This is a genomic window from Streptomyces sp. NPDC107546, assembly GCF_055639175.1.
Genome location: NZ_JBVKBA010000007.1, coordinates 69,325 through 87,826 on the forward strand (window position 1 = coordinate 69,325; position 18,502 = coordinate 87,826).

Here is an 18,502-nt window from a genome sequence, read left to right on the forward strand (position 1 = left end):
CCGCGGCTCACCTCGCGCCGGGTGTGGTGCCCGAGGCCCTGCGGCTCGGGATGACGCGGTCGATCAGGCCGTACTCCACCGCCGCCGACGCGTCGAGGATCGTGTCCCGCTCGATGTCGGCGGCGATCCGCTCCGGGCTCTGCCCGGTGTGCCGGACGAGCATCTCCTCCAGGCGGCTGCGGATCCGCGTCAGCTCCTCGGCCTGGATGAACAGGTCGCTGGCCTGCCCCTGAACGGGCTCCGGCAGGGACGGCTGGTGGATGACCATACGGGCGCCGGGCAGTGCGAACCGCTTGCCGGGTGTGCCCCCGGCGAGCAGGACGGCCGCGGCCGACGCCGCCTGTCCGAGGCAGATCGTCTCCACGTCGCAGCCGACGTACTGCATCGTGTCGTAGATGGCGGCCATCGCGCTGAAGGAGCCGCCGGGGGAGTTGATGTACAGCGAGATGTCCCGGTCCGGATCCAGGTACTCCAGGTGCATGAACTGCGCCATCACGTCGTTGGCCGACGTGTCGTCGACCGGCGTTCCGAGGAACACGATCCGCTCCTCGAGAAGCTTCGCGTACGGATCGAGGGTCCGCTGCCCGTAGCCGGTGCGTTCGGTGAACTCGGGCAGGACATGGCGGGCGGACGGTCGGTTCATGACATGCGCCTCCTCGGGCTGGCTCCGTAAAAAATGTACAGGACGTACGTTCTCTGTGGTGGGAAGCATGCTGTCAGCGAAAACGGCTGCGCGTCGGATCCCGCCCGTCCCCGGCCCCGCTTCCACCCCGGGAGGCCGGTGGAGGCCTCGGTCTAAGCTGGACGTCATGGCCTACGAGATTCCGGTGACGCAAGCCAGGGCTGAGCTCGCCGATCTGATCAACCGCGTGGTGTACGGCGGCGAGCGCGTCGTCGTGACGCGGCACGGAAAGCCTCTCGTCGCCCTGGTCTCCGCCGCCGACCTCGAGCGGCTCGCCGCCCTGGACGCGGCGGAGGAGCAGGTGATCAGCTCGGTCTCCAGCGTCCGCGAGGCCGGCTCCGCCCCCCGCGAACGCCACCGCTTCGGCATCGCTGCGGAACACCGGCGACCGGGCGCCTCCTGACGGCGGGCCGGCGACCGGGCGCCTCCCGACAGCGGGCGAAGCCCCCGCAGGACGTCCGCGGGCCACGCACGGCGCGCCGCCGGACCCGGGCCCGGTGAGCGGCGCCGCGCCGCAGGATTTTTTTGCGCTCGTCGAGCGACCCGCCGGAGACCCACCCGGCGCGGTGGCCGCAGGCACCGGTTAACGTGCTCGAAACCCGGTGCAATTAGCCTGCCCCTCCACGCCACCAGGGACTTTGCCCCGTGGCTGCGGCAACCGGGCCCCGCACGGTCCGGAGCGAGGACTGTGAGGTGGGACGTGCAACTGACCCCGCACGAGCAGGAGAGGCTGCTGATCCATGTGGCGGCCGACGTCGCCGAGAAGCGCCGGGCCCGGGGGCTGAAGCTCAACCACCCCGAGGCGGTCGCGCTCATCACGTCGCACATCCTCGAAGGCGCACGGGACGGACGGACCGTCGCCGAACTCATGGCCTCCGGGCGCAAGCTGCTCACCCGGGACGACGTCATGGAGGGGGTCCCCGAGATGATCCACGACGTCCAGGTCGAGGCGACCTTCCCGGACGGCACCAAGCTCGTCACCGTCCACGACCCGATCGTCTGACGGGGGAGGCCGCATGATTCCCGGAGAGATCCTGTTCGACGACGGCCCGATCGTCTACAACGAGGGCCGCGAGGTCACCCGGCTCACCGTCCTCAACGCCGCCGACCGGCCCGTCCAGGTCGGCTCCCACTACCACTTCGCCGAGGCCAACCCCGGTCTGGACTTCGACCGGGCCGCCGCGCGCGGCAAGCGGCTGAACATCGCCGCCGGGACCGCCGTGCGCTTCGAGCCCGGCATCCCCGTGGACGTCGAACTCGTCCCGCTCGCCGGAGCCCGTGTCGTGCCCGGACTGCGCGGGGAGACCGGAGGTGCCCTCGATGCCTGAGATCTCGCGCGCCGCGTACGCCGACCTGTTCGGTCCGACCACCGGGGACCGCATCCGGCTCGCCGACACCGACCTCCTGATCGAGATCGAGGAGGATCGTTCCGGTGGTCCCGGGCTCGCCGGTGACGAGGCGGTGTTCGGCGGGGGCAAGGTCATCCGGGAATCCATGGGCCAGTCCCGTGCCACCCGCGCGGACGGCACCCCCGACACCGTCATCACCGGTGTCGTCATCATCGACCACTGGGGCATCGTCAAGGCGGACGTCGGCATCCGCGACGGCCGCATCACGGCCATCGGCAAGGCGGGCAACCCGGACACCATGGACGGGATCCACCCGGACCTGGTGCTCGGCCCGGAGACGGAGATCATCGCCGGCAACGGCCGCATCCTCACCGCCGGTGCCATCGACGCGCACGTCCACTTCATCTGCCCCCAGATCGCCGACGAGGCCCTCGCCGCCGGTGTCACCACACTGGTCGGCGGCGGCACCGGACCCGCCGAGGGCTCCAAGGCGACCACCGTCACGCCCGGCCCCTGGCACCTCGCCCGGATGCTGGAGGCCATGGAGGGCTACCCGCTCAACATCGGCCTGCTCGGCAAGGGCAACACCGTCTCGCACGACGCGATGCTCTCCCAGATCCGCGGCGGCGCCCTCGGCCTGAAGCTGCACGAGGACTGGGGCTCCACGCCCGCCGTCATCGACGCCGCCCTGACCGTCGCCGACCGCACCGGCATCCAGGTCGCCATCCACACGGACACGCTCAACGAGGCCGGCTTCGTCGGTGACACGCTCGCCGCGATCAACGGACGCGGCATCCACGCCTATCACACCGAGGGCGCGGGCGGCGGGCACGCGCCGGACATCATGACCGTGGTGTCCGAGCCGCACGTGCTGCCCAGCTCCACCAACCCCACCCGGCCGTTCACCGTCAACACCGCCGAAGAACACCTCGACATGCTGATGGTCTGCCACCACCTGAACCCCGCCGTGCCGGAGGACCTGGCCTTCGCGGAGTCACGGATCCGGCCGTCCACGATCGGGGCGGAGGACATCCTCCACGACCTGGGCGCGATCTCGATCATCTCGTCCGACTCCCAGGCCATGGGGCGCGTCGGCGAGGTCGTCCTGCGGACCTGGCAGACCGCCCACGTGATGAAGCGGCGCCGGGGCGCGCTGCCGGGCGACGGCCGCGCGGACAACCACCGCGTACGTCGCTATGTCGCCAAGTACACGATCAACCCGGCTCTCGCGCAGGGCCTCGCCCGCGAGATCGGGTCCGTCGAGACCGGCAAGCTCGCCGACCTCGTGCTGTGGGAGCCCGCGTTCTTCGGCGTCAAGCCACAGCTCGTGATCAAGGGCGGGCAGATCGCGTACGCCCAGATGGGCGACGCCAACGCGTCCATCCCGACCCCGCAGCCGATCCTGCCGCGCCCGATGTACGGGGCGATCGGGCGGGCGCCCGCGTCCAACTCGTTCAACTTCGTGGCGCCGCTCGCGATCGAGGACGGGCTGCCGGAGCGGCTGGTACTGGGGAAGAAGTTCGTGGCCATCGAGTCGACGCGCGGCGTCACCAAGGCGGACATGCGCGAGAACGACGCCCGGCCGCGGGTCGAGGTCGACCCGGACAGCTTCGCCGTCCACATCGACGGCGAGCTGGTCGAGGCGACACCCGCCGCCGAACTGCCCATGGCCCAGCGTTACTTCCTCTTCTGATGTCCCGGGCAGCGCTTCTCGTCCTGGCCGACGGCCGTTTCCCCGCCGGAGGGCACGCCCACTCCGGCGGGGCCGAGGCGGCCGTCCGCGCGGGGCGGATCACCGGGGCCGCGAGCCTGGAGGACTTCTGCCGCGGGCGGCTGCACACGGCCGGGCTGGTGTCCGCCTCGCTGGCCGCGGCGGCCGCGCTCGGTGTGGACCCGACGGCGCTGGACGCCGCGGCGGACGCCCGTACGCCGTCGGCCGCGCTGCGTGTCGCCGCGCGCAGGCTGGGGCGGCAGCTGATGCGGGCCGCTCGGGCCGCGTGGCCTTCCGGGGAACTGGACGCGGTGGCGCGGGAGTTTCCCAAGGGGGCGCACCAGCCGGTTGTGCTGGGCGTCGCGGCTCGGGCGGCGGGGTTGGGGGCCGAGGACGCCGCGCACTGCTCCGCGTACGAGAGTGTGAGTGGGCCGGCCACCGCCGTGGTGCGGTTGCTCAGTCTTGATCCCTTCGATGCCACGGCGGTGCTCGCGCGGTTGGCGCCGGAGCTGGATCTGGTGGTGGACCAGGCGAGCGAGGCGGCGCGGCGTGTGCTCGACGACGGGGTCGGCGCGTTGCCTGCGGCGTCCGCTCCGCTGTTGGAGGTCGGGGCGGAGGCGCATGCCGCTTGGCCTGTACGTCTGTTCGCATCGTAGGAGGTTCGCCCCCGCCGCCCCTGCCCATCCCCGTCCCTCAGGGGCGAAGCCCCTCGACCCCGCCAGGGGACCTCGCCCCCTGGACCCCCATCGGCCCGAACGGCCTCGTCCTCGATCTCTCCCAAGCTCCGAGCGGGTGGCATCCCCAGACGGGCTGGTGGTGCCGGACCCGGCTGAGAAGGCGCCGCCCTCAGAGCTTCCCCTGTAAACCCCGGCCATGAAATCCAGGAGCCGCTTCATGCACCTCGACCACACTCACGACGGCCCCGCCGCCCTCAGCGCCGACGCCCACCGCCCCGACGGATCCCGGCGTGCCCTGCGTATCGGGCTCGGCGGGCCCGTCGGATCAGGGAAGACCGCCACCGTCGCCGCGCTCTGCCGGGCCCTGCGGGACGAGTTGTCGCTCGCTGTCGTGACCAACGACATCTACACCCGGGAGGACGCCGAGTTCCTGTTGCGGGAGGCCGTGCTGCCGCCCGAGCGGATCACCGCCGTCGAGACCGGCGCCTGTCCGCACACCGCCATCCGGGACGACATCTCCGCCAACCTCGAAGCCGTCGAGGACCTGGAGGACGCCGTCGGGCCGCTCGACCTCATTCTCGTCGAGTCCGGCGGGGACAACCTCACCGCCACCTTCTCCAAGGGGCTCGTCGACGCGCAGATCTTCGTCATCGACGTCGCCGGCGGGGACGACATCCCGCGCAAGGGCGGTCCCGGGGTCACCACCGCCGATCTGCTCGTCGTCAACAAGACCGACCTGGCGCCGTACGTCGGTTCCGACCTCGCCCGGATGGCCGCCGACGCCAAGGAACAGCGGGGCGAACTGCCCGTCGTCCTCCAGTCGTTGCGCAGCGAGGCCGGCGTCGGCGCCGTCGCCGACTGGGTGCGGCAGCGGCTCGCCGCATGGTCGGTGTGACCACGGGGGTACGGGCCACCGCGCGGATCGTGGCCCGGGACGACGGCCGCGGCGGTACGGCCCTGCCGGTGCTGACCGGCGAGGGGCCGCTCGCGCTGCGCCGGACGCGGGCGCGGGGCGAGGAGGCGCGCGTGATGCTCGTCGGCGCGATGAGCGGGCCGCTCGGCGGGGACCACTTCGCCGTCGAGGCCGAGGTGGGAAGCGGCGCCCTGCTGCACGTCGGATCCGCCGCCGCGACCATCGCGCTGCCCGGCCAGGCGAAGGGCGAGGCCCGTTACGACGTCCGGCTCGGCGTGGCCGCCGACGGCGAATTGCGCTGGCTGCCCGAACAGTTGATTTCGGTCAACGGAAGCGAGCTGTACGTCTCCTCACGCATCGACCTCGCGCCGGGCGCCCGTCTCGTCTTCCGCGAGGAACAGGTCCTCGGGCGTGCCGGTGAGGAGCCCGGACGGCTCACCAGCCGTCTCACCGTGCGCCTCGGCGGACGGCCGTTGCTCGACCAGGAGGTGGCCTGCGGACCGGGCGCCCCCGGCGGCTGGGACGGGCCCGCCGTGCTGGCGGGACATCGGGCGCTCGGGCAACTGATCGTCGTACGGCCCGAGTTCGAGCGAACGCCCGCGACGGCACGGCCGCTCGGCGAGTGCGCCGCGCTCACCCCGCTTGCCGGGCCCGGTGTGCTCGTCACCGCGGTCGCGCCCGACGCGCTGCGGCTGCGGAGGACGCTGGACGAGGCGTTGCACGCACTTGGCTGAGACCCGACTCTCCGCTCAACGGACAGCGCTGTACCGGTTATCGGATTGGTAAAGAAAGTCAAATACCCCCTGTTCTCAGGGAGCTCACAGCCGAAAGGATCCCCCGTACCCATCGCAACGACGTACGGGGAGGTCCCACTTGAGGGGAATCAGACCGACGAGGCGAGCGTCCGCGCTCGGCTCCGCGGGGGCGCTCGTCACGGCGACGCTGATAGCCGGCGCCGTGGCGGCACCGTCGGCCACCGCCGACTCGCGCCACGGCCAGGACCGGGAGGCCCGCGGCGCCGCGATCGCCGCCGCGCGGGCCGCCAGGGACGGGATCGACTGGCAGGACTGCCCGGCCGACTGGGGACTGGAGAAGCCCATCCAGTGCGGCTGGGTGACCGTCCCGCTCGACTACGCCCACCCGAACGGCAAGCAGATCAGGCTCGCCGTCGACCGCATCGGGAACACGGGCACCAAGCAGGAGCGCCAGGGCGCCCTCGTCTACAACCCGGGCGGACCCGGCGGTTCCGGGCTGCGCTTCCCACGCCGGGTCACCACCAAGAACCCCGTCTGGGCCAACGTGGCGAAGGCGTACGACTTCGTCGGCTTCGACCCGCGCGGCGTCGGCCACTCCGCGCCCATCTCCTGTGAGGACCCGCAGGAGTTCGTGAAGGCGCCGAAGGCGGATCCGGTCCCCGACTCCGAGGCGGACAAGCTCGCCCAGCGCAAGCTGGCGCGCGAGTACGCGGAGGGCTGCCTGGAGCGCACCGGCCGCGCGATGCTCCAGCAGATGACCACGCCCAACACCGCCCGTGACCTGGACGTCATCCGTGCCGCGCTCGGCGAGATGAAGCTCAACTACCTGGGTGTGTCGTACGGCACCTACCTGGGCGCCGTCTACGGCACGCTCTTCCCGGGCCACATCCGGCGCATGATCGTCGACAGCGTGGTCAACCCGTCGCGCGAGAAGATCTGGTACCAGGCCAACCTCGACCAGGACGTCGCCTTCGAGGGCCGCTGGAAGGACTGGGAGGACTGGGTCGCCGCGAACGACGCCTTCTTCCACCTGGGCACGACCCGGGCGGCGGTGCAGGAGAAGTGGCTGAAGCTGCGCGCCACGGCGAAGAAGAGCCCGATCGGCGGTGTCGTCGGCCCGGCCGAGCTGATCTCCTTCTTCCAGAGCGCCCCGTACTACGACTCCTCGTGGGTGCCGGTCGCCACCGTGTTCAGCAAGTACGTCGCCGGAGACACCAAGGCGCTCGTCGACGCGGCGGCGCCGGACCTGTCGGACACGGCGGGCAACACCGCCTCGGAGAACGGCAACGCCGTCTACACGGCCGTCGAGTGCACCGACGCCAAGTGGCCGAAGAGCTGGCGGAAGTGGGACCGGGACAACACCCGGCTCAACAAGGACTACCCGTTCATGACCTGGGCCAACGCATGGATGAACCTGCCGTGCGCCACCTGGCCCGTCAAGCAGCAGAACCCGGTCGACGTGGGGACCGGCAAGGACCTGCCGACCGTCCTGATCGTGCAGTCCACCCGTGACGCCGCGACGCCCTTCGACGGCGCGGTCGAGCTGCACAAGCGCTTCAAGGGCTCCCGCCTGATCATCGAGAAGGACGCGGGCTCCCACGGCGTGACCGGCCTGGTCAACCCGTGCATCAACAACCGGGTCGACACCTACCTGCTCACCGGCAGGACGGACGGCGCCGACGTGACGTGCACGCCGCACGCCACGCCGAAGCCGTAGTAGGCGGTCCTCGCCGCACGCACGCGCGAAGGGGCGGCCGATCCCGGCCGCCCCTTCGTCGTCCGCCTACGCGCCTCAACTCAGAGGGAGCCGCGGAAGCTTGCGAGTCCGCTCCACGTTCTTCGCCGCCTCCTCCGCCTTGGCAGCCGCCGCGTACTGGTCGACGTACTCCTGATCGGACAGGGAGAGGATGGCGTACATGATCTCGTCGGTGATGGCGCGCAGGACGGCCTTCTCGTTCTCCATGCCGGCGTAGCGCGAGAAGTCCAGGGGCTTGCCGAATCGGATCACCACGGGGTGGATGCTCGGGATGACCTGGCCCGGGGGCTGTGCCTCGAAGGTGCCGATCATCGCGCAGGGGATGACCGGCACCTTCGCCGTGAGGGCCATCACCGCGACGCCCACCTTGCCCTTGTAGAGGCGGCCGTCGTGGGAGCGGGTGCCCTCCGGGTAGATGCCCAGCAGTTCACCCTTGCCGAGGACGCCGAGGCCCTCGCGGATCGCGGCCTGCCCGGCCTCCTTGCCGGAGCGGTCCACCGGGATCTGACCGGCGCTGCGGAAGAACGCGGCGGTGAGCCGGCCCTTGATGCCGGGGCCGGTGAAGTACTCGGCCTTGGCGAGGAAGGTGATGCGCCGTTTGAGGATCGCGGGCATCAGGAAGTGGTCGGAGAAGGAGAGATGGTTGCCGGCGATGATGGCCGGCCCCTGGGCCGGAACGTGTTCGAGGCCCTCGATGCGCGGCCGGAAGACCAGTCTCAGCAGGGGTCCGAGAAGGACGTATTTGAGCAGGTAATAGAACACGGCGGGGCCCCTCACTCTGCCAGGTCGGCTTCGAGCCGGCGCTTTTCCCAGGTCAAGGCCAGGATCCCGAGGGTTGGCCCAGGTGCGACTGTAGTCATCTGTAACCGCCTTTGGTCGGGCTCATGCTGCTTCAGGGGCTTCCTTCGGAAGCCGGCCGCACCGCCCGCTTCGAAGTGACGTCAGGGCGATGATGCCCCGTCCAGGTCTGCGTTCCTCCGGCCCCACCGGGGGAGCGCGGCTGCGCACGGTGAAGCAGAGGCGACCGGGCGGACGGAGGTCCCGGCCACGTCGTGGGCCGATCGGCGGACAGTGGCATGCCCGCCGCTCCCCGCAGCGCAGTGCGTCAGCCCCCTGGCGGCGCGATGCGGTGCGTGGTCGAACTCCCGGGTCATCGACGGCAGCCTCATCGACACCGTCAAGCGCGAGGAGCGCGATGTGATCATCACCGGCAGCGTGAGCGTCGTACGGGCGCTGATGGCCGAGGAACTGATCGACTAATACCGGCTGCTGACCTTTCCCACCGTCCTCGGCATCGGCCAGAGGCTGTTCCCCGACGACGGCCCGCGCGTTGACCTGGAGTGCCTGTCGGCCGAGCGGGCCGGTGCCGCCGTCCTCGTCCAGTACCGGAGGGCGGCAGGATGACGGTTCGCTTCCTCGCCCTGTACGGGACGCCGGACGACCCCGAGGCGTTCGACCGGCATTACCACCAGGTCCACACGGCTCACTGCTTAGAGCAACCAAAGGTTGCCCATGACCGGAAGGTGGCTCTACAGTGATATGCAACCAAAGGTTGCGAGAGGTTGGGTGAGCGGGATGGAGTACGGCAGCATCGAGCGGGAGATCCGCATCGACGCCAGGCCCGAGGTGGTCTACGAGGTCATCAGCAGGCCCGAGCACCTGCGGGAGTGGTGGCCGGACGAAGCAGAACTCGAGCCGGTGCCCGGTGCCACCGGGCTCATCACGTTCGGTGACAGAACCTCGCCGGAGGCGAAGGTCGTAGCGCTGACGGTGATCGAGGCCCACCCACCCCGGCGGTTCTGCTTCCGGTGGGTGTACGACGAGGATGAGGCCGCGACGCCGACCAACTCACTCCTGGTGACGTTCGAGCTGATCCCGTCGGGTGCCGGCACGCTGCTGCGTTTCACGGAGACGGGGTTCCGGGAGAAGGGCTGGGAGGCTGCCGTGCTCGAAGAGCAGTACCGCCAGCACGTCACCGGCTGGGACCACTTCCTGCCCCGCCTCGTCGCATACGTCGGACGGCTGGTGTCGACGTCGTGAGCGTCACCATCGACGACGAGCTGTGGTCGGCCGTGGGGGACCCGACTCGGCGCCGGATGCTCGACCTGTTGTTGACCGGCGGCGGCGGGACGGCGACCACGCTGAGCGATCAGTTGCCGGTCACGCGGCAGGCGGTCGCCAAACACCTCGGCGTACTGCACCGGGTCGGGCTGGTCCAGGTGAAGCCGTCCGGACGCGAGCGCCGCTACGAGGTGGACGAGGCACAGTTCGCCCGCGCGGTCGCGCAGCTGTCGTCGGTCGGGGCCGCCTGGGACGCGCGGCTGCAGCGCATCAAGCGGATCGCCGAAGCAATCCAGCGCAGCCAACAGGGCTGACCCTTCACCAACGCACGTTGCCGCATCCAATGCGGTGCTGTGAACGCGCCTGAGCGCGGGCGCCCACACGAGAAAGGGCATCGAGATGGTGGACATCCTGCACAGGATCGGAGTCACGTCATCTCCCGACGCTGTCTACGCAGCCTTGACCACGATCGAGGGGCTGGCGAGCTGGTGGACGGAGGAGACGAACGGTGACGCCGACGTCGGGGGAGTGATCCGGTTCCGCTTCGAGCCCGGCGGGTTCGACATGAAGGTCCTGGAGGCTCAGCCCGCCGAGCGGGTGGTCTGGGAGGTCGTCGACGGCCCCGAGGAGTGGATCGGCACGCAGATCCGCTTCGAGCTCAAGCAGGAGGACGGCTTCACGATCGTGTTGTTCCGGCACGAAGGCTGGAAGGAGCCGGTGGAGTTCATGTACCACTGCAGCACCAAGTGGGCGACCTTCCTGATGAGCCTCAAGAAACTCGTCGAAACCGGCAAGGGCGAGCCGGCGCCGTACGACGTCAAGATCAGTGACTGGCACTAGCTAGGCCTGTCCGGCGAATCTTGGCTTGGCAGCGCCCGGTCGCCTGCGGCAGCAGCCGCGACCATTCGCTGTTCGTGATCACCCCGCCCCATGACCATGCGAACGGACCGGGGCGCGAGGCGGTTCAAGAATCCGCCGGACAGGCCCTGGCCCGTGCCCGGACCGACGCTGACGGCCTCCGTCGGATTGCGTGACGGATCCTTGACCGCTGGTTCGCTCTCCACGATGCTGTGTTGCGAAATACGAGATGCGTGTCGTAATAGGCAACGTCTCGACCTTCTGTCAGCCGAGGAGTGGCCATGGCTCACCAGGTCCGTGCTGTCGTCGCCCGGGGCAAGGGCGCCCCCGTCAGCCTGGAAACGATCGTTGTGCCCGACCCGGGTCCGGGTGAGGCGCTGGTCAAGATAGAGGCCTGCGGGGTCTGCCACACCGATCTGCACTACCGCGAGGGCGGCATCAGCGCGGACTTCCCCTTCCTGCTGGGCCATGAGGCCGCGGGTGTGGTGGAAGCGGTGGGCGAGGGTGTCACGGACGTGGCGCCCGGTGACTTCGTCATCCTCAACTGGCGTGCGGTGTGCGGCCAGTGCCGTGCCTGTCTGCGCGGCCGGCCGTGGTACTGCTTCGACACGCACAACGCCAAGCAGAGGATGACCCTGACCGACGGCACGGAGCTGTCGCCCGCGCTCGGCATCGGCGCCTTCGCGGAGAAGACTCTGGTGGCGGCCGGGCAGTGCACCAAGGTGGACCGGGCGGCGTCGGCGGCCGCCGCCGGACTGCTGGGGTGCGGAGTGATGGCGGGCATCGGCGCGGCGATCAACACCGGGAACGTGGGACGCGGTGACAGTGTGGCCGTCATCGGCTGCGGCGGTGTCGGGGACGCGGCGGTCGTCGGATCGAACCTGGCGGGTGCGGCGAAGATCATCGCGGTGGACATCGACGACCGCAAGCTGGCCACCGCGAAGAAGCTGGGCGCGACCCACACGGTCAACTCCAGCCAGACCGATCCGGTGGCGGCGATCCGGGACCTCACCGGCGGATTCGGCGCCGATGTCGTCATCGAGGCGGTGGGCCGCCCGGAGACCTACCGGCAGGCCTTCTACGCCCGCGACCTGGCCGGCACGGTCGTTCTGGTCGGCGTACCGACCCCGGACATGCAGTTGGAGCTGCCGCTGCTGGACGTCTTCGGCCGGGGCGGGGCGCTGAAGTCGTCCTGGTACGGCGACTGCCTGCCCTCCCGCGACTTCCCCATGCTCATCGACCTCTATCTGCAGGGCCGGCTGGATCTGGACGCCTTCGTCACCGAGACCATCGCGCTGGACGAGGTCGAGAAGGCCTTCGAGCGCATGCACCACGGCGACGTGTTGCGCTCGGTGGTGGTGCTGTGATGGAAGCGCGCATCGAACGGCTCGTCACCTCCGGGCGGTTCACCCTCGACGGCGGCACCTGGGACGTCGACAACAACGTGTGGATCGTCGGCGACGACCACGAGGTGATCGTCATCGACGCCGCGCACGACGCCGACGCCATCGCCGCCGCTGTCGGCGACCGGCGCCTGACGGCGATCGTGTGCACCCATGCCCACAACGACCACATCGACGCGGCCCCCGCCCTGGCTGAGCGCACCGGCGCCCCGGTCCTGCTGCACCCCGACGACCTGCCGCTGTGGAAGCAGACCCATCCGGACCGGGCGCCCGACGCGGAACTGACCGACCGGCAGACCGTGGCGGTCGCGGGCGCCGAGCTGACCGTGCTCCACACGCCCGGCCACGCCCCGGGCGCCGTCTGCCTGTACGCCCCGGCCCTCGGCGTCCTCTTCAGCGGCGACACGCTCTTCGCCGGCGGTCCGGGGGCGACGGGGCGGTCGTACAGCGACTTCCCCACCATCATCGACTCGATCCGTCGACGCCTCCTCGCGCTGCCCGGCGACACCGTCGTGCACACCGGCCACGGGGAGACGACCACCATCGGCGCCGAAGCGCCGCACCTTCAGGAGTGGATCGACCGCGGCTTCTGACCGCCGCTTGACGGCCTCGCCCCGGCGACGTCCGACGACGGCGCCGGCGGCGAGGCCGTCGCTGCCCCGCGCCACACCTGTCGCGCCTGCTCACCTCCGCTTTCGAGGCCGCTTCGGCGTGCGCGGAAAACCGGCCTCGGGCCCGGCTCAACCCGGGCCTTGGACGCCTTGACAACGGTTCAGGGCGGCCCGCAGACTGACGTTGCGCTAATCGCAATCCGTTTCGCTATACGCACCGAGGTGTCATGATGATTCCCGCGTGCCGTCTCGCGGATCTGCCGCGAGGCGAGGCCCACCGGCTCGACATCGACCCGCCGGTCTCGGTGTTCCACACCGATGACGGCGAGGTCTTCGCCATCGACGACACCTGCACCCACCAGGACGCCTCGCTCGCCGACGGCTGGCTGGAGGGCTGCGAGGTGGAATGCCCGCTGCACGCCTCGAAGTTCGACCTGAGGACCGGAGCGGTGGACGCCCCGCCGGCCAAGCTGCCGGTGCGGACCCACGAGGTCCTGGTCGAGGACGGCATGATCTACGTCCAGCTGTCGACCGAGGCCCCCAACCTGCCGCCCTGCCTCGCCTCCCGCCTGGCCGGAGGCCCCGCGTGAGGACCGTCGCCGTGGTGGGCGCCTCGCTGGCCGGACTGTCGGCCGCGCGCTCGCTGCGGAAACGGGGGTACGACGGTCGGCTGGTCGTCATCGGTGACGAGCCCCACCGCCCGTACGACAGGCCGCCGCTGTCCAAGGAGTTCCTCGCCGGCGCCCTCGGCGAAGCGGATCTCGCGCTGGAGAGGGACGACGAGGACCTGCAGGCGGAATGGGTGCTCGGCACCCGCGCCACCGGGCTCGACCGCGCAGAGCGGGCGATCCGGCTCGCCGACGGCCGGGAGATCCGTGCCGACGGTGTCGTCATCGCGACCGGTGCGGCCGCGCGCACGCTGCCCGGCACCGAGGGCCTTGCCGGCGTCCATGTGCTGCGCACCCTGGACGACGCCCGCGCCCTGCGCGACGACCTGGCCCGCGGCGGACGGCTGGTGGTGATCGGCGGTGGATTCATCGGCGCCGAGGTCGCCTCCACCGCCTACGCCCTCGGAGTGGACGTGACGGTGGTCGAAGCGGCCCCCACCCCGCTTATCGGACCGCTCGGCGAGACCATGGGCGGCGTCGTCTCCGCCCTCCACACGGACCACGGCGTACGGCTCCTGTGCGGAGTGGGGGTCAAGGGGCTGAGCGGGGGCGAGGGAAGCGAGATGGGGGTCCCCCCGGACGGAGTCTGGGGGAGGGTGGACGCGGTCCTGCTCGAGGACGGCCGCAGCATCCCCGCCGACACCGTCGTCGTGGGTGTGGGCGCGCGTCCCTGCGTCGAGTGGCTGGAGGGATCCGGCGTAGCGCTCGACAACGGCGTGAAGTGCGGGGCCGACGGCCGCACCAGCCTCGCCCAAGTCGTCGCCGTCGGCGACTGCGCCAACTGGTACGACCCGCATGCCGGGACCCACCGCCGCGTGGAGCACTGGACCGGCGCACAGGAGCGCCCCGACGCCGCTGTGGCCACGCTGCTCGCGTACGGCGCGACGCAGCCGGGCGTGCCGCGACCGCCGTACTTCTGGTCCGACCAGTACGGCGTGAAGATCCAGTTCGTCGGCCATGCCGCCGGCGCCGACAGTGTGACGGTCGAGGAAGGCGCCACCGACGACCGGAGTTTCCTGGCCGTCTACCGCAGGGCCGGTACTCCGGTCGCCGTGCTCGGGATGAACCAGCCGAGGCTGTTCACCCGTTGGCGCAAGCAGTTCACCGCGGCCAGGCCTTGACACCGCTGAGGCGGCCTCTCATGCTGCGTTGCATATGACGCGCAGCGTTGCTCCATACACAACGACGCCTGAAGTCGCTCTTCCCGGCGCGTGCCCGCCCCTTCCACGACGTTTCCCGAGGAGTGCAGCGTGACCTCGACAAGCCTGCCGGACAGCCTGATCGCCACCCTCCCCGGCTCGTCCTACACGGACCCCGGCATCTTCGCCCAGGAGCAGGAGCGCATCTTCGAGACGATGTGGTTCTGCGTCGCCCGGGCGTCCGACCTGCCCAAGCCCGGCGCCTTCCGCACCGTCGACGTGGGCCGCGAGAGCATCCTCGTCACCCGGGCCCGGGACAACTCCATACGCGCCTACTTCAACGTCTGCCGGCACCGCGGCGCCAAGCTCTGCACGGAGGAGACCGGCGAGGTCAAGCGCGCCTTCCAGTGCCCGTACCACGCGTGGACCTACGACCTGAACGGCAAGCTCGTGGCGGCGCCCAACCTCACCAAGATGCCCGACGTCGGCCGCACCGAGTACGGCCTGGTGAGCGTGGCCGTCCGCGAATGGCTCGGCTACGTCTGGGTGTGCCTCGCGGAGAACCCGCCCTCCTTCGAGGAGGACGTCATCGGCGAGGTGATCACCCGCCTCGGTGACGTGGAGTCGATCGAGCGCTACGACATCGACAACCTGGCGGTGGGCAAGCGGATCGTCTACGACGTCAAGGCGAACTGGAAGCTCATCATCGAGAACTTCATGGAGTGCTACCACTGCGCCACGATCCACCCGGAACTGACCGAGGTGCTCCCCGAGTTCGCGGACGGTTACGCCGCCCAGTACTACGTCGGCCACGGCGCCGAGTTCGGCGAGGAGATCCAGGGCTTCACCGTCGACGGCTCCGAGGGCCTCGACCGTCTCCCCGGGGTCTCCGAGGAACAGGACCGCCGCTACTATGCGATCACCGTCAAGCCGCAGGTCTTCATCAACCTGGTGCCCGACCATGTGATCTTCCACCGCATGTACCCGGTGGCGGTCGACCGCACGATCGTCGAGTGCGACTGGCTCTACCTGCCGGGCGTGGTGGAGAGCGGCAAGGACGTCAGCCGGTCCGTGGAACTCTTCGACCGCGTCAACCGCCAGGACTTCGACGCCTGTGAGCGCACGCAGCCCGGTATGAGCTCCCGGCTGTACGCCAAGGGCGGCGTCCTGGTGCCCAGTGAGCACCACATCGGCGCCTTCCACGACTGGGTGCACGAGCGCCTCGGCACCCGGCAGCCTCAGTAGCACCGGCGAGGCGCAGGGCCCGCGGCCGGCGCCTACGTGCGAGCACGCTCAGCCGAGGTATCCCATGCGGTGGCTGATCTCCTCCGCGCCCTTGAGGAGCACCGGAGCGAGCTCGTGCATGCGCTCCTCGGTGAACCGGTAGGAGGGACCGGAGGCGCTGATCGAGGCGATGACCTGGCCTTCGCGGTCGCGGATCGGCGCCGCCATCGCGTGCAGTCCGATCTCCAGCTCCTCCAGCGTCCAGGCGTAGCCGCGCTCCCGGGCCTCCGCGAGGTTCTTCTCCAGCTTCGTCTTGGCGGTGATCGTGTGCGGGGTCACCTTCTTCAGGCCGGCCTCCGCCAGCAGCGCGGCGCGCTCCTTGGCGGGCAGGTGGGCCAGCAGGATCTTGCCGCTCGAGGTGGCGTGCAGCGGGGTCAGCTCCCCGACCCAGTTGTGCGCGGCGACGGCGGCGGGACCGCGCACCTGGTACAGGTTGATCGCGTAGTGCTCCTGCATGACGGCGATGTTGACCGTCTCGCCGATTTCCTCCGCGAGGCGCTCGCACACCGGACGGCCCTGCTGGGTGAGGTCGAGGCGCCCGGTGACCGCGCCCGCCAGGCGCACGATGCCGAAGCCGAGCCGGTACTTGCCGCGCTCGCCCGACTGCTCCACCAGACCGCGTGCCTCCAGGGCTCCGAGGAGCCGGAACGCGGTGGACTTGTGGACATCGATCTCGGCGGCCACCTCGCTGACGCCCGCCTCGCCGCGTTGGGCCAGGATCTCGAGCACACTGATGGCGCGGTCGACGGACTGCACCCCGCCGGCGTGTGAACCGTTCGTTTCGGTATCCGGACTGAAGTTGCTCATGGTGAAACTATACGCGCAGTAAACAACGGCCATGCAAGTAACCCCCGCGAAACGAAGACCGTGCAAGTTGCGCGTTCCGCAACCTAGTGCGTATAGCGATACCCGTACTAGCATGCCCCGCGTATCGACGGCGCGAGCGAGCGAGACGAGGCACCATGGCTCCCCTGCACTACGACTTCGTCATCGTCGGCGGTGGATCAGCCGGCAGCGCACTGGCGAACCGGCTCTCGGCCGACCCCGGAAACCGGGTGCTCGTGCTGGAGGCGGGCCGCTCCGACTATCCCTGGGACGTGTTCATCCACATGCCCGCGGCGCTGACCTACCCCATAGGCAGCCGCTTCTACGACTGGAAGTACGAGTCCGAGCCCGAGCCCCACATGGGCGGCCGGCGCATCTACCACGCCCGCGGCAAGGTGCTGGGCGGCTCCAGCAGCATCAACGGCATGATCTTCCAGCGCGGCAACCCGATGGACTACGAGCGCTGGGCCGCCGACCCCGGCATGGAGACCTGGGACTACGCACACTGTCTGCCGTACTTCCGGCGGATGGAGAACTGTCTCGCGGCCGACCCCGACGACGAGTTCCGCGGCCACGACGGCCCCCTCGTCCTGGAGCGCGGCCCGGCGACCAACCCGCTCTTCACCGCCTTCCTCAAGGCCACCCAGGAGGCGGGCTACGCACCCACGGACGACGTCAACGGCTATCGGCAGGAGGGTTTCGCCAAGTTCGACCGCAATGTCCATCGTGGGCGTCGGCTGTCGGCCTCGAAGGCGTACCTCAAGCCCGCGATGAAGCGGCCGAACCTCACCGTGAGGACCCGCGCCTTCGTCACCCGGGTCCTCTTCGAGGGCAGGCGCGCCGTCGGCGTCGAGTACCGGCACGGCCGTGGCGCCGCCCAGCAGGTCCGGGCCGGTGAGGTCATCCTGTGCGGTGGCGCCATCAACTCCCCGCAGCTGCTCCAGCTCTCCGGCGTCGGCAACGCCGCCGAGCTGTCCGCCCTCGGCATCGACGTCGTCCACGACCTGCCGGGGGTCGGCGAGAACATGCAGGACCACCTGGAGGTGTACGTCCAGTACGCCTGCAAGCAGCCCGTCTCCATGCAGCCGTACATGGCGAAGTGGCGCGCCCCCTTCATCGGCCTGCAGTGGCTGTTCCGCAAGGGCCCGGCGGCCACCAACCACTTCGAGGCCGGTGGTTTCGCACGCAGCAACGAGGACGTCGAGTACCCCAACCTGATGTTCCACTTCCTGCCCGTCGCGGTCCGCTACGACGGCTCCTCACCGGCCGGCGGCCACGGCTACCAGGTGCACGTCGGGCCCATGTACTCCGACGCCATCGGCTCCGTGAAGATCAAGAGCAAGGACCCGCGCGAGCACCCCGCGCTGCGCTTCAACTACCTCTCCACCGAGCAGGACCGCCGCGAGTGGGTCGAGGCCATCCGCGTCGCCCGACAGATCCTCGACCAGCCCGCGCTCGCCCCCTACAACGGCGGCGAGATCTCGCCCGGACCCTCCGTCGAGACCGACGAGGAGATCCTCGCCTGGGTCGCCAAGGAGGGCGAGACCGCCCTGCACCCCTCGTGCACCTGCAAGATGGGCACCGACGAGATGTCCGTCGTCGACCCGCTGAGCATGAAGGTGCACGGCCTGGAGGGGCTGCGCGTGGTGGACGCGTCCGTGATGCCGTACGTCACCAACGGCAACATCTACGCTCCCGTGATGATGATCGCCGAGAAGGCGGCCGACCTCATCCTCGGCAAGGAGCCGCCGGCGCCCTCCAAGGCCGCCTACTACCGGCACCGCGACGCCCAGAAGCAGGCCGGGTAGGT

Annotated in this window: 21 protein-coding genes; 18 read left to right on the plus strand and 3 right to left on the minus strand. The window is 70.3% G+C overall.

Features of this window, described 5'->3' with window-relative positions; all coding sequences use genetic code 11:
• Window positions 1–7 precede the first annotated feature (7 nt).
• The gene (locus ACZ7L1_RS12470; RefSeq protein ID WP_471436532.1) at window positions 8–643 is read right to left on the minus strand and encodes an ATP-dependent Clp protease proteolytic subunit; all 636 of its coding nucleotides are present in this window, start codon (window positions 641–643) and stop codon (window positions 8–10) included.
• 166 nt (window positions 644–809) lie between these two features.
• Between ACZ7L1_RS12470 and ACZ7L1_RS12475 the strand changes: the two genes are divergently transcribed.
• From ACZ7L1_RS12475 to ACZ7L1_RS12510, 8 genes are all read left to right on the plus strand, one after another.
• Window positions 810–1,085: a type II toxin-antitoxin system Phd/YefM family antitoxin gene (locus tag ACZ7L1_RS12475; protein ID WP_471436533.1), complete on the plus strand. Its 276-nt coding sequence runs from the start codon at window positions 810–812 to the stop codon at window positions 1,083–1,085.
• A gap of 297 nt (window positions 1,086–1,382) precedes the next feature.
• Window positions 1,383–1,685 (plus strand): urease subunit gamma, encoded by a 303-nt coding sequence (locus ACZ7L1_RS12480; protein ID WP_103838990.1) that lies wholly within the window; start codon window positions 1,383–1,385, stop codon window positions 1,683–1,685.
• 13 nt (window positions 1,686–1,698) lie between these two features.
• Entirely contained in the window at window positions 1,699–2,010 is a 312-nt protein-coding gene (locus ACZ7L1_RS12485; RefSeq protein WP_200422093.1) for an urease subunit beta, read from the plus strand.
• Entirely contained in the window at window positions 2,003–3,724 is a 1,722-nt protein-coding gene (locus ACZ7L1_RS12490; RefSeq protein WP_471436535.1) for an urease subunit alpha, read from the plus strand. Before ACZ7L1_RS12485 ends, ACZ7L1_RS12490 begins: the two co-directional genes overlap by 8 nt.
• On the plus strand, window positions 3,724–4,398 hold the full coding sequence (locus ACZ7L1_RS12495) for an urease accessory protein UreF (RefSeq protein ID WP_471436537.1): 675 nt from the start codon (window positions 3,724–3,726) through the stop codon (window positions 4,396–4,398). Before ACZ7L1_RS12490 ends, ACZ7L1_RS12495 begins: the two co-directional genes overlap by 1 nt.
• 238 nt (window positions 4,399–4,636) lie before the next feature.
• Entirely contained in the window at window positions 4,637–5,314 is a 678-nt protein-coding gene (gene ureG / locus ACZ7L1_RS12500) for an urease accessory protein UreG (protein ID WP_471436931.1), read from the plus strand.
• The gene (locus ACZ7L1_RS12505; RefSeq protein WP_471436538.1) at window positions 5,302–6,066 is read left to right on the plus strand and encodes an urease accessory protein UreD; all 765 of its coding nucleotides are present in this window, start codon (window positions 5,302–5,304) and stop codon (window positions 6,064–6,066) included. The genes ureG and ACZ7L1_RS12505 overlap by 13 nt, the downstream gene beginning before the upstream one ends.
• Window positions 6,067–6,205: 139 nt before the next feature.
• Entirely contained in the window at window positions 6,206–7,804 is a 1,599-nt protein-coding gene (locus ACZ7L1_RS12510; protein WP_471436540.1) for an alpha/beta hydrolase, read from the plus strand.
• Between the two features lie 75 nt (window positions 7,805–7,879).
• Here the strand turns inward: ACZ7L1_RS12510 and ACZ7L1_RS12515 are convergent, their stop codons facing one another.
• Entirely contained in the window at window positions 7,880–8,605 is a 726-nt protein-coding gene (locus ACZ7L1_RS12515; RefSeq protein WP_471436541.1) for a lysophospholipid acyltransferase family protein, read from the minus strand.
• 309 nt (window positions 8,606–8,914) lie between these two features.
• Between ACZ7L1_RS12515 and ACZ7L1_RS12520 the strand changes: the two genes are divergently transcribed.
• From ACZ7L1_RS12520 to ACZ7L1_RS12560, 9 genes are all read left to right on the plus strand, one after another.
• Window positions 8,915–9,103 (plus strand): hypothetical protein, encoded by a 189-nt coding sequence (locus ACZ7L1_RS12520; RefSeq protein WP_471436542.1) that lies wholly within the window; start codon window positions 8,915–8,917, stop codon window positions 9,101–9,103.
• 315 nt (window positions 9,104–9,418) lie between these two features.
• Entirely contained in the window at window positions 9,419–9,883 is a 465-nt protein-coding gene (locus tag ACZ7L1_RS12525; protein ID WP_471436933.1) for an SRPBCC family protein, read from the plus strand.
• Window positions 9,880–10,218: an ArsR/SmtB family transcription factor gene (locus ACZ7L1_RS12530; protein WP_471436544.1), complete on the plus strand. Its 339-nt coding sequence runs from the start codon at window positions 9,880–9,882 to the stop codon at window positions 10,216–10,218. Before ACZ7L1_RS12525 ends, ACZ7L1_RS12530 begins: the two co-directional genes overlap by 4 nt.
• A gap of 85 nt (window positions 10,219–10,303) precedes the next feature.
• On the plus strand, window positions 10,304–10,744 hold the full coding sequence (locus tag ACZ7L1_RS12535) for an SRPBCC family protein (RefSeq protein WP_471436545.1): 441 nt from the start codon (window positions 10,304–10,306) through the stop codon (window positions 10,742–10,744).
• 299 nt (window positions 10,745–11,043) lie between these two features.
• A complete protein-coding gene (locus ACZ7L1_RS12540) occupies window positions 11,044–12,129 on the plus strand; it encodes an S-(hydroxymethyl)mycothiol dehydrogenase (protein ID WP_471436547.1) in 1,086 nt (361 codons plus the stop codon).
• Complete coding sequence (locus ACZ7L1_RS12545) at window positions 12,129–12,758, plus strand: MBL fold metallo-hydrolase (protein WP_471436549.1); 630 nt, start codon at window positions 12,129–12,131, stop codon at window positions 12,756–12,758. Before ACZ7L1_RS12540 ends, ACZ7L1_RS12545 begins: the two co-directional genes overlap by 1 nt.
• Window positions 12,759–13,003: 245 nt before the next feature.
• Entirely contained in the window at window positions 13,004–13,366 is a 363-nt protein-coding gene (locus ACZ7L1_RS12550; RefSeq protein ID WP_471436550.1) for a bifunctional 3-phenylpropionate/cinnamic acid dioxygenase ferredoxin subunit, read from the plus strand.
• Window positions 13,363–14,565: an NAD(P)/FAD-dependent oxidoreductase gene (locus ACZ7L1_RS12555; RefSeq protein ID WP_471436552.1), complete on the plus strand. Its 1,203-nt coding sequence runs from the start codon at window positions 13,363–13,365 to the stop codon at window positions 14,563–14,565. Before ACZ7L1_RS12550 ends, ACZ7L1_RS12555 begins: the two co-directional genes overlap by 4 nt.
• 129 nt (window positions 14,566–14,694) lie before the next feature.
• The gene (locus tag ACZ7L1_RS12560; protein WP_471436553.1) at window positions 14,695–15,828 is read left to right on the plus strand and encodes an aromatic ring-hydroxylating oxygenase subunit alpha; all 1,134 of its coding nucleotides are present in this window, start codon (window positions 14,695–14,697) and stop codon (window positions 15,826–15,828) included.
• Window positions 15,829–15,876: 48 nt separating this feature from the next.
• Here ACZ7L1_RS12560 and ACZ7L1_RS12565 read toward each other — a convergent pair whose 3' ends face one another.
• Window positions 15,877–16,674 (minus strand): IclR family transcriptional regulator, encoded by a 798-nt coding sequence (locus ACZ7L1_RS12565; protein WP_471436555.1) that lies wholly within the window; start codon window positions 16,672–16,674, stop codon window positions 15,877–15,879.
• 155 nt (window positions 16,675–16,829) lie between these two features.
• Here ACZ7L1_RS12565 and betA point away from each other — a divergent pair, with 155 nt between their 5' ends.
• On the plus strand, window positions 16,830–18,500 hold the full coding sequence (betA, locus tag ACZ7L1_RS12570) for a choline dehydrogenase (RefSeq protein ID WP_471436557.1): 1,671 nt from the start codon (window positions 16,830–16,832) through the stop codon (window positions 18,498–18,500).
• Window positions 18,501–18,502: the final 2 nt, after the last annotated feature.